General features: G+C 34.3%; 23 protein-coding genes and 1 pseudogene. 8 read left to right on the forward strand and 16 right to left on the reverse strand.

The features are described from left to right. Nucleotides 1-18: 18 nt before the first annotated feature. Nucleotides 19-1119, reverse strand: coding sequence for a glycine cleavage system aminomethyltransferase GcvT (gene gcvT, locus LCF45_RS20905; protein ID WP_078203152.1), 1101 nt, complete (start codon nucleotides 1117-1119; stop codon nucleotides 19-21). A gap of 391 nt (nucleotides 1120-1510) precedes the next feature. Here gcvT and LCF45_RS20910 point away from each other — a divergent pair, with 391 nt between their 5' ends. Next, nucleotides 1511-3193, forward strand: a complete 1683-nt coding sequence (locus LCF45_RS20910) for a DEAD/DEAH box helicase (RefSeq protein ID WP_002015016.1) — start codon at nucleotides 1511-1513, stop codon at nucleotides 3191-3193. Next, nucleotides 3180-3974 (forward strand): YqhG family protein, encoded by a 795-nt coding sequence (locus tag LCF45_RS20915; protein ID WP_002088611.1) that lies wholly within the window; start codon nucleotides 3180-3182, stop codon nucleotides 3972-3974. The genes LCF45_RS20910 and LCF45_RS20915 overlap by 14 nt, the downstream gene beginning before the upstream one ends. A 49-nt stretch (nucleotides 3975-4023) precedes the next feature. Here the strand turns inward: LCF45_RS20915 and LCF45_RS20920 are convergent, their stop codons facing one another. Both LCF45_RS20920 and LCF45_RS20925 read right to left on the reverse strand, forming a co-directional pair. Beyond that, the gene (locus LCF45_RS20920) at nucleotides 4024-4155 is read right to left on the reverse strand and encodes a hypothetical protein (RefSeq protein WP_002129080.1); all 132 of its coding nucleotides are present in this window, start codon (nucleotides 4153-4155) and stop codon (nucleotides 4024-4026) included. A gap of 98 nt (nucleotides 4156-4253) precedes the next feature. Continuing rightward, nucleotides 4254-4481: a hypothetical protein gene (locus LCF45_RS20925; protein WP_000032698.1), complete on the reverse strand. Its 228-nt coding sequence runs from the start codon at nucleotides 4479-4481 to the stop codon at nucleotides 4254-4256. 71 nt (nucleotides 4482-4552) lie between these two features. Here LCF45_RS20925 and LCF45_RS27085 point away from each other — a divergent pair. Next, nucleotides 4553-4670: pseudogene (locus tag LCF45_RS27085) on the forward strand (GTP pyrophosphokinase). 128 nt (nucleotides 4671-4798) lie between these two features. Continuing rightward, a complete protein-coding gene (locus LCF45_RS20930; protein ID WP_078203153.1) occupies nucleotides 4799-5434 on the forward strand; it encodes a VC0807 family protein in 636 nt (211 codons plus the stop codon). Nucleotides 5435-5500: 66 nt separating this feature from the next. Here LCF45_RS20930 and LCF45_RS20935 read toward each other — a convergent pair whose 3' ends face one another. The 10 genes from LCF45_RS20935 to comGA form a co-directional block, all read right to left on the reverse strand. Further along, entirely contained in the window at nucleotides 5501-5701 is a 201-nt protein-coding gene (locus LCF45_RS20935) for a YqzE family protein (RefSeq protein ID WP_002015009.1), read from the reverse strand. Between the two features lie 38 nt (nucleotides 5702-5739). Next, on the reverse strand, nucleotides 5740-6237 hold the full coding sequence (locus LCF45_RS20940; RefSeq protein ID WP_002129082.1) for a shikimate kinase: 498 nt from the start codon (nucleotides 6235-6237) through the stop codon (nucleotides 5740-5742). 151 nt (nucleotides 6238-6388) lie between these two features. Further along, entirely contained in the window at nucleotides 6389-7039 is a 651-nt protein-coding gene (locus tag LCF45_RS20945; RefSeq protein ID WP_078203154.1) for a 2OG-Fe(II) oxygenase, read from the reverse strand. 174 nt (nucleotides 7040-7213) lie between these two features. Beyond that, entirely contained in the window at nucleotides 7214-7585 is a 372-nt protein-coding gene (comGG, locus tag LCF45_RS20950; protein WP_002129085.1) for a competence type IV pilus minor pilin ComGG, read from the reverse strand. Beyond that, on the reverse strand, nucleotides 7582-8043 hold the full coding sequence (gene comGF, locus LCF45_RS20955; RefSeq protein WP_002129086.1) for a competence type IV pilus minor pilin ComGF: 462 nt from the start codon (nucleotides 8041-8043) through the stop codon (nucleotides 7582-7584). The genes comGG and comGF overlap by 4 nt, the downstream gene beginning before the upstream one ends. After that, nucleotides 8027-8323, reverse strand: a complete 297-nt coding sequence (locus tag LCF45_RS20960; RefSeq protein ID WP_002129087.1) for a hypothetical protein — start codon at nucleotides 8321-8323, stop codon at nucleotides 8027-8029. Before LCF45_RS20960 ends, comGF begins: the two co-directional genes overlap by 17 nt. Beyond that, complete coding sequence (comGD, locus tag LCF45_RS20965) at nucleotides 8316-8771, reverse strand: competence type IV pilus minor pilin ComGD (protein WP_002167675.1); 456 nt, start codon at nucleotides 8769-8771, stop codon at nucleotides 8316-8318. The genes LCF45_RS20960 and comGD overlap by 8 nt, the downstream gene beginning before the upstream one ends. Beyond that, nucleotides 8768-9067, reverse strand: coding sequence for a competence type IV pilus major pilin ComGC (comGC, locus tag LCF45_RS20970; protein ID WP_002088623.1), 300 nt, complete (start codon nucleotides 9065-9067; stop codon nucleotides 8768-8770). The genes comGD and comGC overlap by 4 nt, the downstream gene beginning before the upstream one ends. 11 nt (nucleotides 9068-9078) lie before the next feature. Continuing rightward, the gene (gene comGB, locus LCF45_RS20975; RefSeq protein ID WP_016096112.1) at nucleotides 9079-10116 is read right to left on the reverse strand and encodes a competence type IV pilus assembly protein ComGB; all 1038 of its coding nucleotides are present in this window, start codon (nucleotides 10114-10116) and stop codon (nucleotides 9079-9081) included. After that, the gene (gene comGA / locus LCF45_RS20980) at nucleotides 10103-11146 is read right to left on the reverse strand and encodes a competence type IV pilus ATPase ComGA (protein WP_078203155.1); all 1044 of its coding nucleotides are present in this window, start codon (nucleotides 11144-11146) and stop codon (nucleotides 10103-10105) included. The genes comGB and comGA overlap by 14 nt, the downstream gene beginning before the upstream one ends. A 205-nt stretch (nucleotides 11147-11351) precedes the next feature. Between comGA and LCF45_RS20985 the strand changes: the two genes are divergently transcribed. From LCF45_RS20985 to LCF45_RS20995, 3 genes are all read left to right on the forward strand, one after another. Beyond that, entirely contained in the window at nucleotides 11352-12047 is a 696-nt protein-coding gene (locus LCF45_RS20985) for a helix-turn-helix transcriptional regulator (protein ID WP_002014995.1), read from the forward strand. Nucleotides 12048-12327: 280 nt separating this feature from the next. After that, nucleotides 12328-12570 (forward strand): DUF2626 domain-containing protein, encoded by a 243-nt coding sequence (locus LCF45_RS20990; RefSeq protein ID WP_002015110.1) that lies wholly within the window; start codon nucleotides 12328-12330, stop codon nucleotides 12568-12570. A gap of 107 nt (nucleotides 12571-12677) precedes the next feature. Further along, on the forward strand, nucleotides 12678-14072 hold the full coding sequence (locus LCF45_RS20995) for an L-cystine transporter (RefSeq protein WP_002138338.1): 1395 nt from the start codon (nucleotides 12678-12680) through the stop codon (nucleotides 14070-14072). 81 nt (nucleotides 14073-14153) lie between these two features. Here LCF45_RS20995 and LCF45_RS21000 read toward each other — a convergent pair whose 3' ends face one another. Next, the gene (locus tag LCF45_RS21000; RefSeq protein WP_002190672.1) at nucleotides 14154-14546 is read right to left on the reverse strand and encodes a hypothetical protein; all 393 of its coding nucleotides are present in this window, start codon (nucleotides 14544-14546) and stop codon (nucleotides 14154-14156) included. 87 nt (nucleotides 14547-14633) lie between these two features. Beyond that, nucleotides 14634-14849 carry a DUF3912 family protein gene (locus tag LCF45_RS21005; protein ID WP_002067106.1) on the reverse strand — a complete coding sequence of 72 codons (216 nt, stop codon included), beginning with the start codon at nucleotides 14847-14849 and terminating at the stop codon, nucleotides 14634-14636. A gap of 252 nt (nucleotides 14850-15101) precedes the next feature. On the opposite strand from LCF45_RS21005, the gene LCF45_RS21010 reads away from it, so the two are divergent. Then, the gene (locus LCF45_RS21010; RefSeq protein ID WP_002129099.1) at nucleotides 15102-15413 is read left to right on the forward strand and encodes a hypothetical protein; all 312 of its coding nucleotides are present in this window, start codon (nucleotides 15102-15104) and stop codon (nucleotides 15411-15413) included. A 35-nt stretch (nucleotides 15414-15448) separates the two neighbouring features. On the opposite strand, the gene LCF45_RS21015 is transcribed toward LCF45_RS21010, so the two are convergent. Beyond that, a complete protein-coding gene (locus tag LCF45_RS21015) occupies nucleotides 15449-15937 on the reverse strand; it encodes a hypothetical protein (RefSeq protein ID WP_002015119.1) in 489 nt (162 codons plus the stop codon). Nucleotides 15938-16005: the final 68 nt, after the last annotated feature.

Consider the following 16005-nt stretch of genomic DNA (forward strand, 5'->3'; position numbering starts at 1 on the left):
AATCTACCCCTCTCCCCGTTACTTTGAACGTTTATAAAATGGTGTTGGAACAACTACTGCTTTGACGCGTTTATTACGAATTTCAATTTCTACTTCTGTATCAACTGCTGCGTATTTTACATCAATTAGTGCTAAACCAATGCTTTTCTTTAACGTTGGAGATTGTGTACCACTCGTTACTTCCCCGATTTTTTCTTCTCCTATAAATACAGGGTAATGCGAACGAGGAATACCGCGTTCGATTACTTCGATGCCGACTAATTTACGAGATGCACCGTTTTCTTTTTGCTCTTTTAACGTTTCTTTTCCAAAGAAATCTGCTTCTTTATTTGGTTTTACCGCAAAGCCAATTCCCGCTTCAATCGGTGTAATATCTTTTGATAACTCTTGTCCGTATAACGGAAGTGTTGCTTCGAAGCGAAGTGTATCACGAGCACCTAAGCCACATGGTTTTAAGCCCTCTTCTGCTCCCACTTCAAGAAGTTTCTCCCAAAGTTTTGCTGCATCTTCACTCTTACAGTAAATTTCGAATCCATCTTCACCTGTGTAACCTGTACGAGATACAAGTGCAGGAATTCCATCTACAAGAATATTATTTTTAAATTTAAAGAACTTAATTTCTTTCAAATCTTCTGACACAACTTTTTGTAAAATGCCTTCTGCTTTTGGTCCTTGAATTGCAAGCTGCGCAACTTCACTAGAAACATTGACTACTTTCGCATCGCCAATTACATGGCTAGCTAACCATTCGTAATCTTTCTCGATATTTGATGCATTGATTACTAATAAATAGTCTTCTTCACCACGTTTGTAGATTAATAAGTCATCTACTGTGCCACCATTTTCATAGCACATAGCTGTATATTGTGCGCCCCCTACCTTTAAGGTAGATACGTCATTTGTAACAACACGTTGTAAAAATGCTAAACTATCTACACCTTTTACCTCTACTTCTCCCATATGAGATACATCGAACAAACCTGCTCCTGTACGTACAGCTTCATGTTCCTCTTTAATGCTTGAAAATTGAACTGGTAATTCCCAACCACCGAAGTCGACTGTTTTCCCACCATACTTCGCGTATACATCAAATAACGGTGTACGTTGTAATGTAATCATGCTCTTTCCCCCTTATGCTCTGACAAATCAATAAAAGTTGCTTCCCATATCTAAACATTTTCATTCTGAAAAGATAAGGTTATACGGAATCTCAGTATATTTTTTTATGAAAGCGTAAATAAAAAGTTACTTTCTTGGATAAAATACGAAAGATTCCACACATTTCACACCATTATCCTAACATTATTCGCTATATTTCATCAATATTCTAGCATAAAAAATAATTTAGAATTTTTCATTCTTAATCTTATTAAATACAAATTTTGAAATTTAGCCCTTTATCATTGCCTATTCTTTAACTTTTAGTAATTGTGATAGCGCCTTATTACGAGGCTTATAATAAAGATTTTTTAAATAATCACTTTAGTTTATAAAAGGTGGGAGAGTCTTAATGAATGTCGATATTTCCGTAGATCGAACGTGGCAAAACAATTTTTTAAAAAGAATTGATGAAGATGGTCCTTGGACAAATTGGGATTTATATCATTTAGCTTATAAAACAGAGAAATCGTTACTCGTCCCTACTTTTGATGGATTGCAAGCACCGAAACATTTATCACATTTCACGCCGCTTCCACATCAATTAGAGGTCGCTCAAAATGTTATTGAACAAATGAATGGTAAAGCGATTCTAGCAGACGAAGTCGGACTTGGAAAAACGATTGAAGCTGGACTTATTTTAAAAGAATATATGGTTCGAGGACTTGTAAAAAAGGTACTCATTCTCGTTCCAGCTTCTCTCGTATCTCAGTGGGCGTATGAACTAAACACAAAATTTTTTATTCCTGCGGTCGCTCAAAAGAAAAGTTATTCTTGGGAACAAGCTGATGTCATCGTTTCATCAATCGATACTGCGAAACGTTCACCGCATCGCGATATCGTTTTAAACCTAGAGTATGACCTTATTATTATCGATGAAGCACATAAACTAAAAAATAATAAAACAAAAAACTATGAATTTGCACAGCGATTAAAAAAGAAGTTTTGTTTATTACTAACTGCAACTCCTGTTCAAAATAAAATCGATGAAATCTTCAACCTCGTTTCTTTATTAAAACCAGGTCATTTAGGCAATCAATCTAATTTTGAAGAATATTACGCTTCCAAAAATCGTTCCACTGAATCCGATGAAGATTTAAAAGCTCTTATCAATAAAGTAATGGTTCGAAATAGACGCAATAACACTGGCATTGATTGGCCGAAGAGGCATGTACGAACAATCTTCGTTGAATTCAATGAAGAAGAACAAGCTTTGTATAATGAAATTGAAAATTGGCGTGGACAAGATGCCGTCACATCTGCTTTCTCATCCTTAACTTTAAAACGGGAAGCATGTAGTAGTCGTGAAGCTGTTTACTATTCACTAAAAAAACATGTAGAAAAAAGACAGAAAGAAAATGAGCACTACATAAAGGACCCACATATTGATGTGCTGATGGACAAAATTAATCATATTCCGTTCAACTCCAAAGCAAATAAAGCACTAGAGCTTATAAAAGAAGTTGACGATAAAGTCATTATCTTCACTGAATATAGAGCTTCACAAATGTATTTACAATGGTTCTTACAACAACATGGCATTTCCTCTGTTCCATTTCGCGGTGGATTTAAGCGCGGGAAGAAAGATTGGATGAAGGAGCTTTTCCAAAATCATGCCCAAGTATTAATTGCGACCGAAGCTGGTGGTGAAGGAATTAACTTACAATTTTGTAGCCATATGATTAATTACGACTTACCGTGGAATCCAATGCGACTCGAGCAAAGGATTGGACGTATTCACCGTCTTGGACAAAAAAATGATGTTCATATTTATAACTTAGCAACAAAGCACACTGTTGAAGAGCACATTTTAAAACTACTATATGAAAAAATTAATTTATTTGAACGTGTAATCGGTGAACTCGATGAAATTTTAACGAGAATCAACATGAAAAATATTGATGCGCATATTCAAGAAATTTTCGCGCAGTCAAAAAGCGAAGGTGAAATTCGAATCAAGATGGAAAATTTAACATCTATTATCGATTTTGCGAAGCGCAATGAAGCAGAGGTGCAAGACTATGCAGCAAAATGAAATTCATAATTACTTATATAACTTTTTTGAGGCGAATAACTGCGAAATTTTAGAACGTTCCCCTCACCTATTAGACGTGCAGTTAACAATTGAAATGGATAAATTATTAATGAACCGCCCTTTCTATTGGCACTATCTTGAAAAAACAGGAGGCGTTCCGAACCCGATGCGCCTTACTCTTATTACAAATCCAGAAAACGAAGAAAACGACGGTGAACTTATTCATTACGGTTCACCCCGTTTACATCAAATATTTGAAACAACAAAAGAACTAGGTTCATACATACGTTTATATGAGGAAGTGAAACATAGCGGGGCAACTCATACCCCCCTTCATCCTTGGCTTGGTGTAAATATAAAAGTATCTTATCAATGCGACCGAAAAAAAGACATACTTCATTCCATCGGTATTCATCTTATTTCCGGGACAATGATTGCAAACTTTCATGACACTTTAGCAGAGATCAAACTCACACCGAAAATACCTGACTTTTGTTTTACCCTCTCACCTATCATTAAGCCACAAAGTGGCTTACAACGTATAGAGGATGCTTTAAAAAGTATAATCGCTGAAGATGACCACACGTGGGCAAAAGAAGCGAGAGTGCGTTGGAATCACGATTTAGACCTTTTAAATCGATTTTACGAAGATAGCGATGAACTTCCAGAAAGCTATGAAATTGAAAAGCAAGCATTACAAGAACAATACGAACCACGCATTACAATACAAATTATAAACGGTGGTCTCTTTTATGTTACCGCAAATCATTTTCTATCTTAAAGAAAGCTCCTTCAGATTGAAGGAGCTTCTTTTAAGATATGTTCCCAGCCTATTCTCTATCTTCATTACGCCCTTGCTGTTTTTTCTCTGTCATACGTTTCTGATATGCACGATCCTTTGCACTTACATGGTTTGCATCAGTTGGAAGATTCTCTTTTGAACGACCAATTCCATTACTCATCTTTTTCGCCTCCTTTTTGCATGTTTCAAAATGCATCTTTATTTTCAGCTAGAGGCACAATCCTTATACAAAAAAATAAGAGCAGCCAGTAGCTGCTCTTACTCATTCACGTATTTTTGAAACATATCATGGATGCCTTGATTTACGAGGTTCGAGATCTGTTCGTCAGATTTATTCGGATAACGATCACGTAATCTGATAGATGCCTTCACCATTAAATTTTCTAATACAGAACGGCCACCTTCTCCATAAATAATTTCAGCATACTTAACCAGTCTTCCATCCTCTAATGTTGCTGGATTATGATTGAAGAAAAATTTACTCATTGTCTCCACCTCTCTTTTGATAACGTTTACATTTATATAGATTATTTATGTTATTTATTTCACAATATTGTATGCATGTATATTTAATTAGTTTCATTATAAAGTAACATATCAATAGTAAATATGTGATTTTCCATCCATTTTGTGAACAAATCAAAAAATGAAAGCGTTTCCTTTATTATATACTAAAAAAACTTACTACGCTAGGGACAATTTTTTTAATCTACTAATCATCTACTTTTCTTTTTTTTATTAAACCTTATACAATTTTCAGAAATTATATTATAAAATATATGTATGACTTAAGGAGGATTTGTATGAATCAAAATAAAAAAGCTATATTAGATCTTGTCTTTTATCTCGTATTCCCATTCCTCATTTGGAAATTTGCAAAACCTTATATCGATCCTTATTACGCAATGTTAATTTCCTCTGTTCCGGGGATTATTTATACACTGTATACCTTTAAAAAAGAAAAACAGTTTAACGTTACAGGGTTCTTTATTTTAATTACACTCATTTCTAATACAACCGTAGACTTAATATCTGGATCAGCGGAACGAATGCTATGGAATGATGCATATTATCATATCGTACTTGGCTGCATCGTTATATGTACAATCTTTATAAAAAAACCACTTATGTTATATTTCGCAGCGGATATTTCAGCACTGCAAGGTCATGATCGTGATAAAAGTCGTGAGCTTTATCGTGATAGTCGTATATATCCAGCACTGCAATATTTAACACTATTTTTCGGCCTTCAATTTATATTAAAAAGCTTCTTGAAAATCTATTTCATCTCTGTTTTCGGTGTAGATGGATATGGTGAAATGAGAGCTATTATGACCGCTGTTGGCTGGGCTATTTCTATTTGCATCGGAATAGGGTTTGTATGGGTAAATAATAAGATACATGCGGTTACTGAAGAAAAAGAATCTGTGCAACAATAAATAAAGATCCCCTAGCAGCTTGTTGCACTAGGGGATCTTTATTTTGCCAGACATATTACGAAAAAGTTAGCTTGATTTTTTTCTTTTATTTTTTACATTTCGATAAAACAAAGCAGCGCTCAGTGGCATAACACCAAACCATTTATTTAAGAATGGCTCTTTCTCCGCACGACGTTGTTGTTTCTGTTGTTTTCGATCCTCTTTTGGAGCATCCATATATGACACAAATTGCTGTGTCACAAAGCGTACATAATCATTAGTAGACATATTATCATCACCTCTACTTGATTAGTATGTCCACTTTTTTATTCATTAATCTTTTGCTTTAATTCATTCATAATTTGCTTTACCGACTTATTTGTCGTATCGATATGAATATCAGCCTCTTCATAATAAGCTCGGCGCGATTCAAATTTCGTTATAAATGCATCTATATCTTTCTTCTGAAATAGTGGACGTGTCGTATCTTCACGAAGCCTTTCTGCAATTACATGTGGATCGCAATATAAATACACAACAGTTCCATTTTCCTTCATCCACTTTCGATTTTCCGCTCGTTCAATAATCCCTCCACCCGTTGTAATAATTACATTCTGAACCGGTAGTGAACGTAACATTTCACTTTCATATTCCCGAAAAGCCATTTCGCCTTCTTCGGCAAAAATATCACGAATTGCCTTCTCTTGCTTCTCTTCAATTTTTTGGTCTGTATCTACAACATCCATATGAAGTTCTTTACTTAACACTTTTCCAATTGTTGTTTTCCCGGCTCCCATATAGCCAGTTATGTATATAGATTTCATTTTCGTTCCTCTCAATCATCCGTTATTATTTGTTATTATAACGAAAGATGTTACTTTATTTAATAAAAAAACGTTTTGTTCTTCTTATGCTATGAAGAACAAAACGTAACATACTCACTATTTTCTCGTAATCAAACAAGCTGGCTCACTTTTACTTATAAGTACCTCTTCTCACCCACTGCGTTGCAATCCATTTCTCACCTTTCGTTACAGGTGCTCCTCCATGTAACGTAAGCTCATTTAGTAATTGATCTTGATAAAAATACTCAAAGTATACTGCCATTCCCTTTCTAGGGTGTACAGAAAGATTTAATTTCGGAAAGAATGTTTCCCCGCCTTCTTCTACATCATTTAAGTACATCACAAGAGTACTTATACGATTATTAGCAGCTGACCTGCTATGTTCTGCAAAATAATCATAGTGCGCTTTATATTCTTGATCCACTTCATAATTTAAAATGTGCAATCCTTCTCCATGCGCTACAGGAACATTCGTGATAGATGAAATTCGTTTTTCAATCTTCGAAGTAAGTTCATTCTCTTCCAAAAATGCACCACTACTTGTTCGAATATCATTTACATCACGTGATGAACCAACTTTAGAACGTTTCATCTTACTTTTAGACAATTCAATTAATTCATCGCACTCTTCATCACTTAATACATTTGCTAATACGACAATAAGAGGTTCTTCGAATTTTGAAATAATTTGTATTTCCCTATCCTCTGTCATAATCGTATTTCCTTTATGATCAAAAATAGTTTGTTCCTTATTTTCACCTATTTGATTGTTATTTGTCATTTCCTTATCTCCCTAGAAAAAAATGATTGGATAGCATGAATATATCATATTCTTTCTACCTTTCTCTTTTTTGAGAAAATTTAAACTTTTGACCATTATTCTTATCCCTTTCCTCAAAGAAATTGACTCCCTCCACAATAGAAACTCATGGTTCTTCTCCATATATTTTACATATTATCCTTCTACCCAATCAAATATTTTATTATCCTTTTCCCTATACCGAAAGCTCACTGTATAGAAAACTCTCTGTTTTGTAACACATTGCAACGAAATGATAATAACATCATTTTCAAAGACGTACTTTCCACTCACTTCTCCTCTTTCATACTGAAATAAAAAAACATCCTCTTTTTCTTTTTGCTGTAACTCTCTTTTTATATCTGAAATAGCGCGATCAACAAGTTCCTCCATGAAAAAACTTTGTTCTATTTCAGAATAAAATTTTTTATCCGAAAGTAACATATTCGTTTCGTACATCAAAAATGAAATGAATAAAATAAGAAAAATAATTGTTCCTGGCATTACAAATCCATCTTGTTTTCTCATGTTTCTATCTCAATTTCACTATAGCGTACAGCCACGCCTTCATATATTTCACCACTTATATCTTTCACATATATATATAACAAATGAGGTGTTAATTTATACGAAATCGCTTCAATCCTTTGTAATATAAATTCCCTTCCGCGCATATTTACTTTTCTTATTAAATTACTATTCAACTTTTCATACGTCACCTGATCACCATTACGAAGTTGGAGGCGTAAAATATTCCCACCGTTTTCTAGCTCTATCTTCCTCCCACTTGATACTTCACGAAACTCTAATTGCATTTGTCCTAAAAACACATCCCACTCCCAGTCATTTAATCCTTTTGAATGTGTATTTTCTATCCCCATAATATGAAGACGCGGTAAAAGTAAAAAGAACATTGATAAAAGCAACAAACATGCAATCATTTCTATTAATGTAAATCCCGCTTCTTTTTTATTTTTCCTTTGCATAAAGGCATTGCTCCATCGCTTTTCCTCTCATATCTTTCCACATCGTACAAACTTCATCTCCTCTCCAATATGTGTAATATACAATTCCTTTTATGACTTGCTCTTTTACTCGCTTTTCCTCATTCTCATACTTAAATAAGGCCGCTTCTTTTTTTAATAATATTAATGCTTTATAGCCCATTTTTATATTTTTTCTTTCTTGCATAATTAATAATGTTTGCGGGAGCAATAACGATGCCGCCATCATTATTAAACTTAACGCTACAACCATTTCAACCATTACTGATCCTTTTTGACACTTCACGATACGTAAATCTCCCTCTTCCAAGCTGAAATACAATCTCATATTTATACCCTCGATAGGAAAGTAAAATCGTACCACCCCTATTAATATTCCCGCTCGGATTATATGTCATTGGATTTGGAAAGGTATGCAAATCCATTTGGACATCTTTATCATATTCTCTCTTAATAATTAATAGGTCTGTCTCCGATTCCGAAATATAATACATATGTTTCTCTTTAAACCAGCGTAACGTATAATGTTTTTGACGCTTAATCGCTAACTGCTGCATATACAAAATATCATTTGAAAACTGTTTCAAAAACTGCTCAACTTTTTGTTTTTCATGTAATGAAGTAACGTTAAAATGCGTAACAACACTCAGTACAGAAATAGCAAATAAGACAAGTAGCATTTCTAAAAGAGTAAAACCTTTTTGCTTCACGATTTCCCAGCTGATACCGTACCATCATCGGAAATATGGATTGGTTCACCTTTCGGGCAAGTTTTTGAAGTAATATACTTTCCTGTTTCAAGTTCCTCTATTGATGGAATCTTATTATGTTGCAAGTGATATGCTTGTATTTGTGCTTCTATAGATTTCACATAGGCTGCACATCCTTTTCCTTGGACGGATGAGCGCTGCGTAACTACATTTGGAATAATTAATAGTAATAATACAGTTATGACAACCATAACTAATAACATTTCTAAAAGAGTAAAACCCTCCTCATTCTGCATGTAAATGCCCCCTATATAGAATTCATCATTTGAAACATCGGCATAATCATCGCTAAGTACATCAAAATGACTATAACCCCAAGACATGTAAATAAAATGGGTTGAATCACAAATAACATACGTTTAATTTTTTGTTCTACCTTTTCAATAATGAGCTCACTGTAATCACCAAGCTCATTTGCTAAATTACCGTTTGCTTGTCCATGCGTAATGATATAAGAAAGTTCTTTTTCGTAATAACCGCTTTTATCAATAATAGATTGTAACGGTTCTCCTGCAATTAATTGCCGCTCAATTCGGTCTGCTTCATACTGAAAGAACGGATGATACTTTTGCTTCATCATTATTGTTAATGCTTCGTGTACCGACAATCCACCGTGTAATAAACCACTTAATTGAGTGGAAAAATAATGCGAATGATTTAAAATAAGAAATGTTTTCATAAGGGGAATACGGATCATAATCTTTACCTTTTGAGTAGGCGGAAGTTTTCGGAAATAAAATATATATAAACTAAATCCCGTTATAACGATAAGAACAATCATATAAATGAAGTAGGGTAATAATTTAATTGCAACTAAAATTTGCTCCGTAAGTGGTGGTGCTGTAGAACGTAAAGAACTATACATCATTTCAAACTGAGGCAATAAAATGAGGTTAAAAACAGAAAGCATAATCATTAAAAAAAATGATAAAAACATAGGATATCGCATTACTTTCATCATATCTTTCCTATATTTATCTTTCTTGTAAAGAAGTACGCTCCCTTGTTGCAAAGCAAAAGAAATGTCACCATGTCGCTCTGCATAAAACAAATAACTTAACATCTCAGAGTGAAACATTAATTGGTGAAAAGAAGCGTGCAAACTTTGTCCATTTTTCAATCCCTCGATCATACGCTGTAACTGTAATTTCTTCCCTAATGGTAGTTGCAACTGCAAAAATTCTAACGCCTGCAAAAGTGAGTAACCTTTCTCTAATAAATCACTTAATCTTTTACATAATAATGCTTGATCACTTAAACTCCATTTTCTCTTAAACATATACATCTTCTTCTAAAAAGCCTAAAGCATACCCTTTTCGAACCGACGATTCCAACGTTTTATAGTGATACGTAACATGTTCTCCACTTGCTTCTTTAATCGCTTGTTTTAATTCATATCCATATAACAGTTCATAAATGCTTGCCTGTCTCACTTTCCTCATTGATTTACATAAAGTTGCACACTTCCCTCTGCAAAATGGACATTTTAATTCGACGAGCCGCTGAGCAGCTACTGCTAATAATGATTGTTCAATTTCTTGCCTTGTAATACCATAATCCATAAATCGTAGTATCGCTCCTTTCGCATCATTTGTATGCAAGGTTGTCATTACTAAATGTCCCGTCAAACTGGCCCTTACAGCTACTTTTGCTGTTTCTTCATCACGAATTTCGCCAACTAAAATAATATCTGGATCATGACGCAAAATAGCCTTTAATCCTGTTTTATATGTGATACCAGCTTTTTCATTTATTTGAATTTGTAATAAACCGTCTTTTCTTTGCTCAACTGGATCTTCTAGTGTAATGATGCGACGTGTTTGCCATTTTCTAGCTACTTCTAATAACGCATACATTGTTGTTGTTTTTCCAGAACCAGTTGGCCCAGTAAATACGAGTAACCCATGAGAATGCTTTAAAAAAGAGAGTAATTTTTCCGCTGAACTTGGAAATAACGAAAGATGAGACAGTGGCTGTACAGATGCTTGTAAATGGAGGCGAATAACGAGACTTTCTTGATATACTGTTGGAAGTGTTGAAAGGCGTAAATACACTTCTTGTCCATCAATTTGTAAGTACAACGAACCATTTTGAGGTTTTCTCCTCTCTCCTATATCCATTGATGCTAAAAATTTAAAGTGTGAAACAAGCTTTTCTCCAAATTCTTTCTCAATACACCGTTTCGTAATTAAATCTTTTCCAATACGTAATTGAATCGCCACATCCTTCTGCCTGGGCACAATATGTAAGTCCGATGCTCGCACCCTACAAGCTTCTTTCATAATCATATTTGCAAAAAGCTCGACACTATTCATCAAGTTTCCCTCCTCACTATGTATATATCATAAAAAAATGCACAAGAAAAATTAGAGATTTTGTATTTTCACTAAGAGAAAAAGGAAAAATATGTTTGTGAAATTATGAACAATTTCCGAATTATTGTCTGAAATTACCTATATAGAAGTTTATCTGTATTATAATGTTAATATCTTGGATAAAGTGATAAAGGTGGAGATCCTCATGGAACAAGCTTTAAAAATTACAGGTGTATTATCTGACCCTACTCGTTATTATATTTATAAATATATTTCGCAAAAACATAATTACGTAACTGTACAAGAAATTGCAGATGAGTTTAACATTCATCCAAACGTAGCGCGTTTACATTTATCTAAATTAGAAGATGTTAATATGCTCAAATCAGAAACAAAAAAAACTGGGAAAGGCGGCAGACCAAGCAGGCTATACGTCTTGTCTCAAGATGTCATCCAGTTACAATTCCCATTTCGCGATTATCAATTATTAGCGCAGATAGCATTTAATTCACTGCTAAGCTTAGGTAGTGCTGGTGAAAAAGCGCTATATGAAACAGGGAAACAATTCGGCAAAGAATTAATGCAACAACATATGCATCGCTTAAATGTAAGTGCAGAAGCATTGACGATAGAACAAAAAATGCTAATCGCAAAAGAAGCATTCTCAACAGCTGGCTTATCTCCTGCTTTTGAATTAAGTACAGATGGCACAAAAATTTTCTATGATGTACACAATTGTCCATTTAAAGAAGTTGCTGCGCATCATCCGACTGAAATTTGTAATATGCACGGAGATATGATGAAGGGGATTTTTGAAATCCTATTCCCGAACGTGGAATTAACACGAAACGATAGTCTACTAGATGGATGCAAATCTTGTAACTATAAAGTGAAACTTTAATCAGTGGGGGGTGTTCTTCCCCCACTGATTATTAGCCCGCACCAATCGGGCTTTTACGGGCAGTTATCTCCCACCTAACTTCCTCGCATTTTGCCGAATTTTGAGGTGGGAGTTTTACTGCCCACAAATAGCGGGATAAAGTTCAAATCTAGTTTTTCAACTAAGAAGAAGTCAATATTATAATTGGCTTCTTTTTATATGAATGAATATTTACAATAGTTAGAAAAATAAACTATAATGAAAAGAGGTTTTACTTTTTTTAGAAAAGGAGGGAGATGGCATGGAGCGCATGTTTCGCGTTCTCGGCTTTTGGACTGGAATTTTCTCGGTTATGTTTTACGTAGGGGATATGCATTCGACCGCACTACTATTTTTAGGACAAACAGGATTCTTCGTACTTTTAAGTTATTTAAAATTAACAGAGCGTATGTATATATACGTATTCGGGGCATATTTAACCGTTTTCTTCATCGGATTTACATGGTACACAACATTTTTACTTGTCCCTGGAGCTGGGCATTAAGAGATGGCAAATTGCCATCTTTTTTTTAATTCCGCAATTCCCTAGTTGACTTATAGGTTTTATTACCTTATATTCTATATAACACATTGGAATTAGGGGGAATCAACATGAATACACTGCTTGTCGGGATTAACATCACAGTCATGCTCATTTTAGTTGGCGTATTGTATTATATGCAACGTAAGCATGTATCTTTTAATAAACGTGTATTTACTGCTTTAGGAGTCGGAATTATCTTTGGTCTTATATTACAATTTATTTATGAACCTACTTCTAAAGTAATTATCGAATCAAATACCTGGTTTAGTTTAATTGGTAACGGTTATGTGAAATTACTTCAAATGATCGTTATGCCACTTATTTTAGTATCTATTATTTCAGCATTTACAAAATTACAATTAACGAAAAACCTTGGTAAAATCAGTGGTCTTATTATCGGAATTTTAATTCTTACTACAGGAATTGCCGCAGCTGTCGGTATAGCTGCAAGCGCAGGATTTGATGTATCAGCAACAGGATTACAACAAGGTGATGCAGAATCTGCTCGTCTGAAATTAGTAGAAGAAAGATTTACTTCTATTGAAAAGACAACAATTCCAGACAAATTGTTAGAACTGTTGCCTACGAATCCTTTTCTTGATTTAACAGGTGCTCGTCCAACATCAACAATTTCTGTTGTAATATTTGCAGCCTTTATCGGGATTGCCTTTATAGGTGTAAAACGAAAATATCCAGAACAAGCAGAGCTATTTAAGAAAATGCTTGATGCTGTATATGCAATCGTAATGCGTATGGTAACATTAATTTTACGTCTTACTCCATACGGCGTATTAGCTCTTATGGCAAAGACAGTTGCTGGTAGCGATATTAACGCTATTTTAAAACTTGGTAACTTCGTGTTAGCATCTTACGTAGCTCTTATCGTAATGTTTATCATTCACTTATTATTAATCGCATTATCTGGTTTAAATCCAATTCAATATTTGAAAAAAGTGTTCCCTGTATTAACATTTGCATTTACATCTCGCTCTAGTGCTGGTGCAATGCCATTAAATATTGAAGCTCAAAAAGAAAAGCTTGGTATTTCTGAAGGAATCGCTAACTTCGCTGCATCCTTTGGGGTATCTATCGGTCAAAACGGTTGCGCAGGTATTTATCCAGCAATGCTTGCTATGATGGTCGCTCCAACTGTAGGAATTGATCCATTACAACCACAATTCATTTTAACTTTAATCGCTGTCGTTGCTATTAGCTCATTCGGTGTTGCCGGTGTTGGTGGCGGTGCAACATTCGCAGCGTTAATCGTACTATCTACAATGAACTTACCAATCGGCATTGTCGCTCTTGTTATCTCAGTTGAACCATTAATCGATATGGGTCGTACAGCTCTTAACGTAAGTGGTTCTATGACAGCTGGTCTTATTTCTAGTAAATGGCTTGGTGAATTAGATCAGGATACGTACAATCAAGATGACGTAAAAACTGGTGAGATTGCTTCATAATAAAAAAGGACGCTAACAATTTATACTGTTAGCGTCTTTTTTATTATGAAGCAATCTCTATACATCTTCTCTTGAAAGTTATCACTCCAAGTATTCTTCTAGTTGCTCTTTTAACTCTTCCTCAATCTCATAACAAGATTCATCAACAAGTTCCCCTACTTTCTTACTCCCCCAAACTCTCGACTGAGTTGGCATCCCTAAAAAAGTATTTTCGCATCTCCAAATTGGAATAATGTAAAATTCAATCATCTCTCCTTCTTCATCTAATATCGCTATAGAAACTGATGAATAATATCCTATTTCAAAGGGATTCTCTTTTTCTCTTTCAAATCCCATATCTAATTTCATATTTTTCCCTATGTATAAATGCGAATACGCTTTAAAAAATCCAAGTGATATTCGCTCGATTTCCTTTTCCATACCTTTAATGTTCTCTTTCAACTCCAATGTAAACTCTTGTTCTTTATACTTCATTTCCGTATCCCCACACATAGAAAAAGAGAATATAATAACATATTCTCTTTTCTCAAATATATTTCATTATCTCACAGCCCGTCCCTTTCACAAATAACCATTTTGCTCGCACCATTTATGAAATTGTCCTACATCTACTCCAACTAACACGATATCCTTTAGCTCTACATCAATACTTTGTTCTCCAATTACAATAGCAAAATGGGATTCTAATTGTTTTTCATTTTTCTTTACAGTTCCAATTCGGTTCCGATGCGGCCCATCTTTTATATATGCTTTTTGTCCTACAATATCAAAGTTCAAGATTCTCACCTCTTTTACTGCGCTCAAATTGGAAATACAATCTCCACCTCGGAAAATTTCCTTTCATTGCACTATTTCTCTATATATATGACGAAACAATAAAAGAGTCCTTCCTTCTTTACAATTATTTTTTCTTTGTTTCATTTTTATGATTGAAACGTAAAGTTTATAATAAAATACACTTGGAAGCGCTTTCTACGTAATTTTTTATGTTATAATATAAAAGTAGAACTTCGTAAAGAGGGTTAAAAAATGAATACAAACATGATTAACAAAGTAATTGAAGCATTAAAAGTATATGGCTTTCAGGATGTATCATTCTGTGAAGAAACGAAGCAATTTTTATTTCATAACGAAACCGATATTATGAGCGGCTATGCAGAAATAACATATAGTAGTCAATTCGAAAAATTTAACGTACAAATTCATCCAATTGAAACGCATCACCAAGCAGAGTTACAAGAGGTTGAAAGACATATACAAGCTTGCATACGAAAAGTAGAGTATTTAAATGCACTTCTTACTGGACAAACAAAGCTAGATGATAAAATTATTATTATGTAAAAAAAAAGAACGTGAAGCTATCACGTTCTTTTTCATTATACGTTCATTTTCCCCTTCAGCTGTAATCCTGTAACAGATTCTAATACATCCATCGCTTCTTCAAACGTCATATCAAAAATTGTCTTCTCTTCTATATAGGGAAACTGTCTAAAGCGCTTTTCTAACATTTTCACTGCATCCGATGTGAAGTTTGCGCTATCAATGCCAAATTCTGTTTCAAGAAGCACAATCCAATCTAACACATGAAAACCTAATCCATTTACGAATGAAATAAGTTTTTCTTCTGGCTGTGGAGATAAGAATACGTTTCGCTCCAGCTCACTGAAAAGTTCTTCTCCTAAAATTCCTGCTAACTCATCATCATGTTCGCGTTCAATAATCTCTTCATAACCGTAATCATCAACAAGCTCTTCTACTTCTTCACTATCCGCAAAAAGCAATTGACTAAGAATTGCATCTTTCTTAAATTCACTGTTTTGTACAACCTCTAAAAAACTTGTTTCCCATCCATTTTCTAATTTCATATTTATAACTCCTTTATATGCTTTACTTATAATAACTGTGCCCAAAATAGCCTAATGGTAACCTTCAC

This window comes from Bacillus sp. 41-22, from assembly GCF_025809295.1.
Lineage (GTDB): Bacteria > Bacillota > Bacilli > Bacillales > Bacillaceae_G > Bacillus_A > Bacillus_A mycoides.

Bases quoted from the DNA above. Each gene is read 5' to 3' on its own strand.
- gcvT (WP_078203152.1), bottom strand. From the start codon at position 1,119: ATGATTACATTACAACGTACACCGTTATTTGATGTATACGCGAAGTAT.
- LCF45_RS20910 (WP_002015016.1), top strand. From the start codon at position 1,511: ATGAATGTCGATATTTCCGTAGATCGAACGTGGCAAAACAATTTTTTA.
- LCF45_RS20915 (WP_002088611.1), top strand. From the start codon at position 3,180: ATGCAGCAAAATGAAATTCATAATTACTTATATAACTTTTTTGAGGCG.
- LCF45_RS20920 (WP_002129080.1), bottom strand. From the start codon at position 4,155: ATGAGTAATGGAATTGGTCGTTCAAAAGAGAATCTTCCAACTGATGCA.
- LCF45_RS20925 (WP_000032698.1), bottom strand. From the start codon at position 4,481: ATGAGTAAATTTTTCTTCAATCATAATCCAGCAACATTAGAGGATGGA.
- LCF45_RS20930 (WP_078203153.1), top strand. From the start codon at position 4,799: ATGAATCAAAATAAAAAAGCTATATTAGATCTTGTCTTTTATCTCGTA.
- LCF45_RS20935 (WP_002015009.1), bottom strand. From the start codon at position 5,701: ATGTCTACTAATGATTATGTACGCTTTGTGACACAGCAATTTGTGTCA.
- LCF45_RS20940 (WP_002129082.1), bottom strand. From the start codon at position 6,237: ATGAAATCTATATACATAACTGGCTATATGGGAGCCGGGAAAACAACA.
- LCF45_RS20945 (WP_078203154.1), bottom strand. From the start codon at position 7,039: ATGACAAATAACAATCAAATAGGTGAAAATAAGGAACAAACTATTTTT.
- comGG (WP_002129085.1), bottom strand. From the start codon at position 7,585: ATGAGAAAACAAGATGGATTTGTAATGCCAGGAACAATTATTTTTCTT.
- comGF (WP_002129086.1), bottom strand. From the start codon at position 8,043: ATGCAAAGGAAAAATAAAAAAGAAGCGGGATTTACATTAATAGAAATG.
- LCF45_RS20960 (WP_002129087.1), bottom strand. From the start codon at position 8,323: ATGGTTGAAATGGTTGTAGCGTTAAGTTTAATAATGATGGCGGCATCG.
- comGC (WP_002088623.1), bottom strand. From the start codon at position 9,067: ATGCAGAATGAGGAGGGTTTTACTCTTTTAGAAATGTTATTAGTTATG.
- comGB (WP_016096112.1), bottom strand. From the start codon at position 10,116: ATGTATATGTTTAAGAGAAAATGGAGTTTAAGTGATCAAGCATTATTA.
- comGA (WP_078203155.1), bottom strand. From the start codon at position 11,146: ATGAATAGTGTCGAGCTTTTTGCAAATATGATTATGAAAGAAGCTTGT.
- LCF45_RS20985 (WP_002014995.1), top strand. From the start codon at position 11,352: ATGGAACAAGCTTTAAAAATTACAGGTGTATTATCTGACCCTACTCGT.
- LCF45_RS20990 (WP_002015110.1), top strand. From the start codon at position 12,328: ATGGAGCGCATGTTTCGCGTTCTCGGCTTTTGGACTGGAATTTTCTCG.
- LCF45_RS20995 (WP_002138338.1), top strand. From the start codon at position 12,678: ATGAATACACTGCTTGTCGGGATTAACATCACAGTCATGCTCATTTTA.
- LCF45_RS21000 (WP_002190672.1), bottom strand. From the start codon at position 14,546: ATGAAGTATAAAGAACAAGAGTTTACATTGGAGTTGAAAGAGAACATT.
- LCF45_RS21010 (WP_002129099.1), top strand. From the start codon at position 15,102: ATGAATACAAACATGATTAACAAAGTAATTGAAGCATTAAAAGTATAT.
- LCF45_RS21015 (WP_002015119.1), bottom strand. From the start codon at position 15,937: ATGAAATTAGAAAATGGATGGGAAACAAGTTTTTTAGAGGTTGTACAA.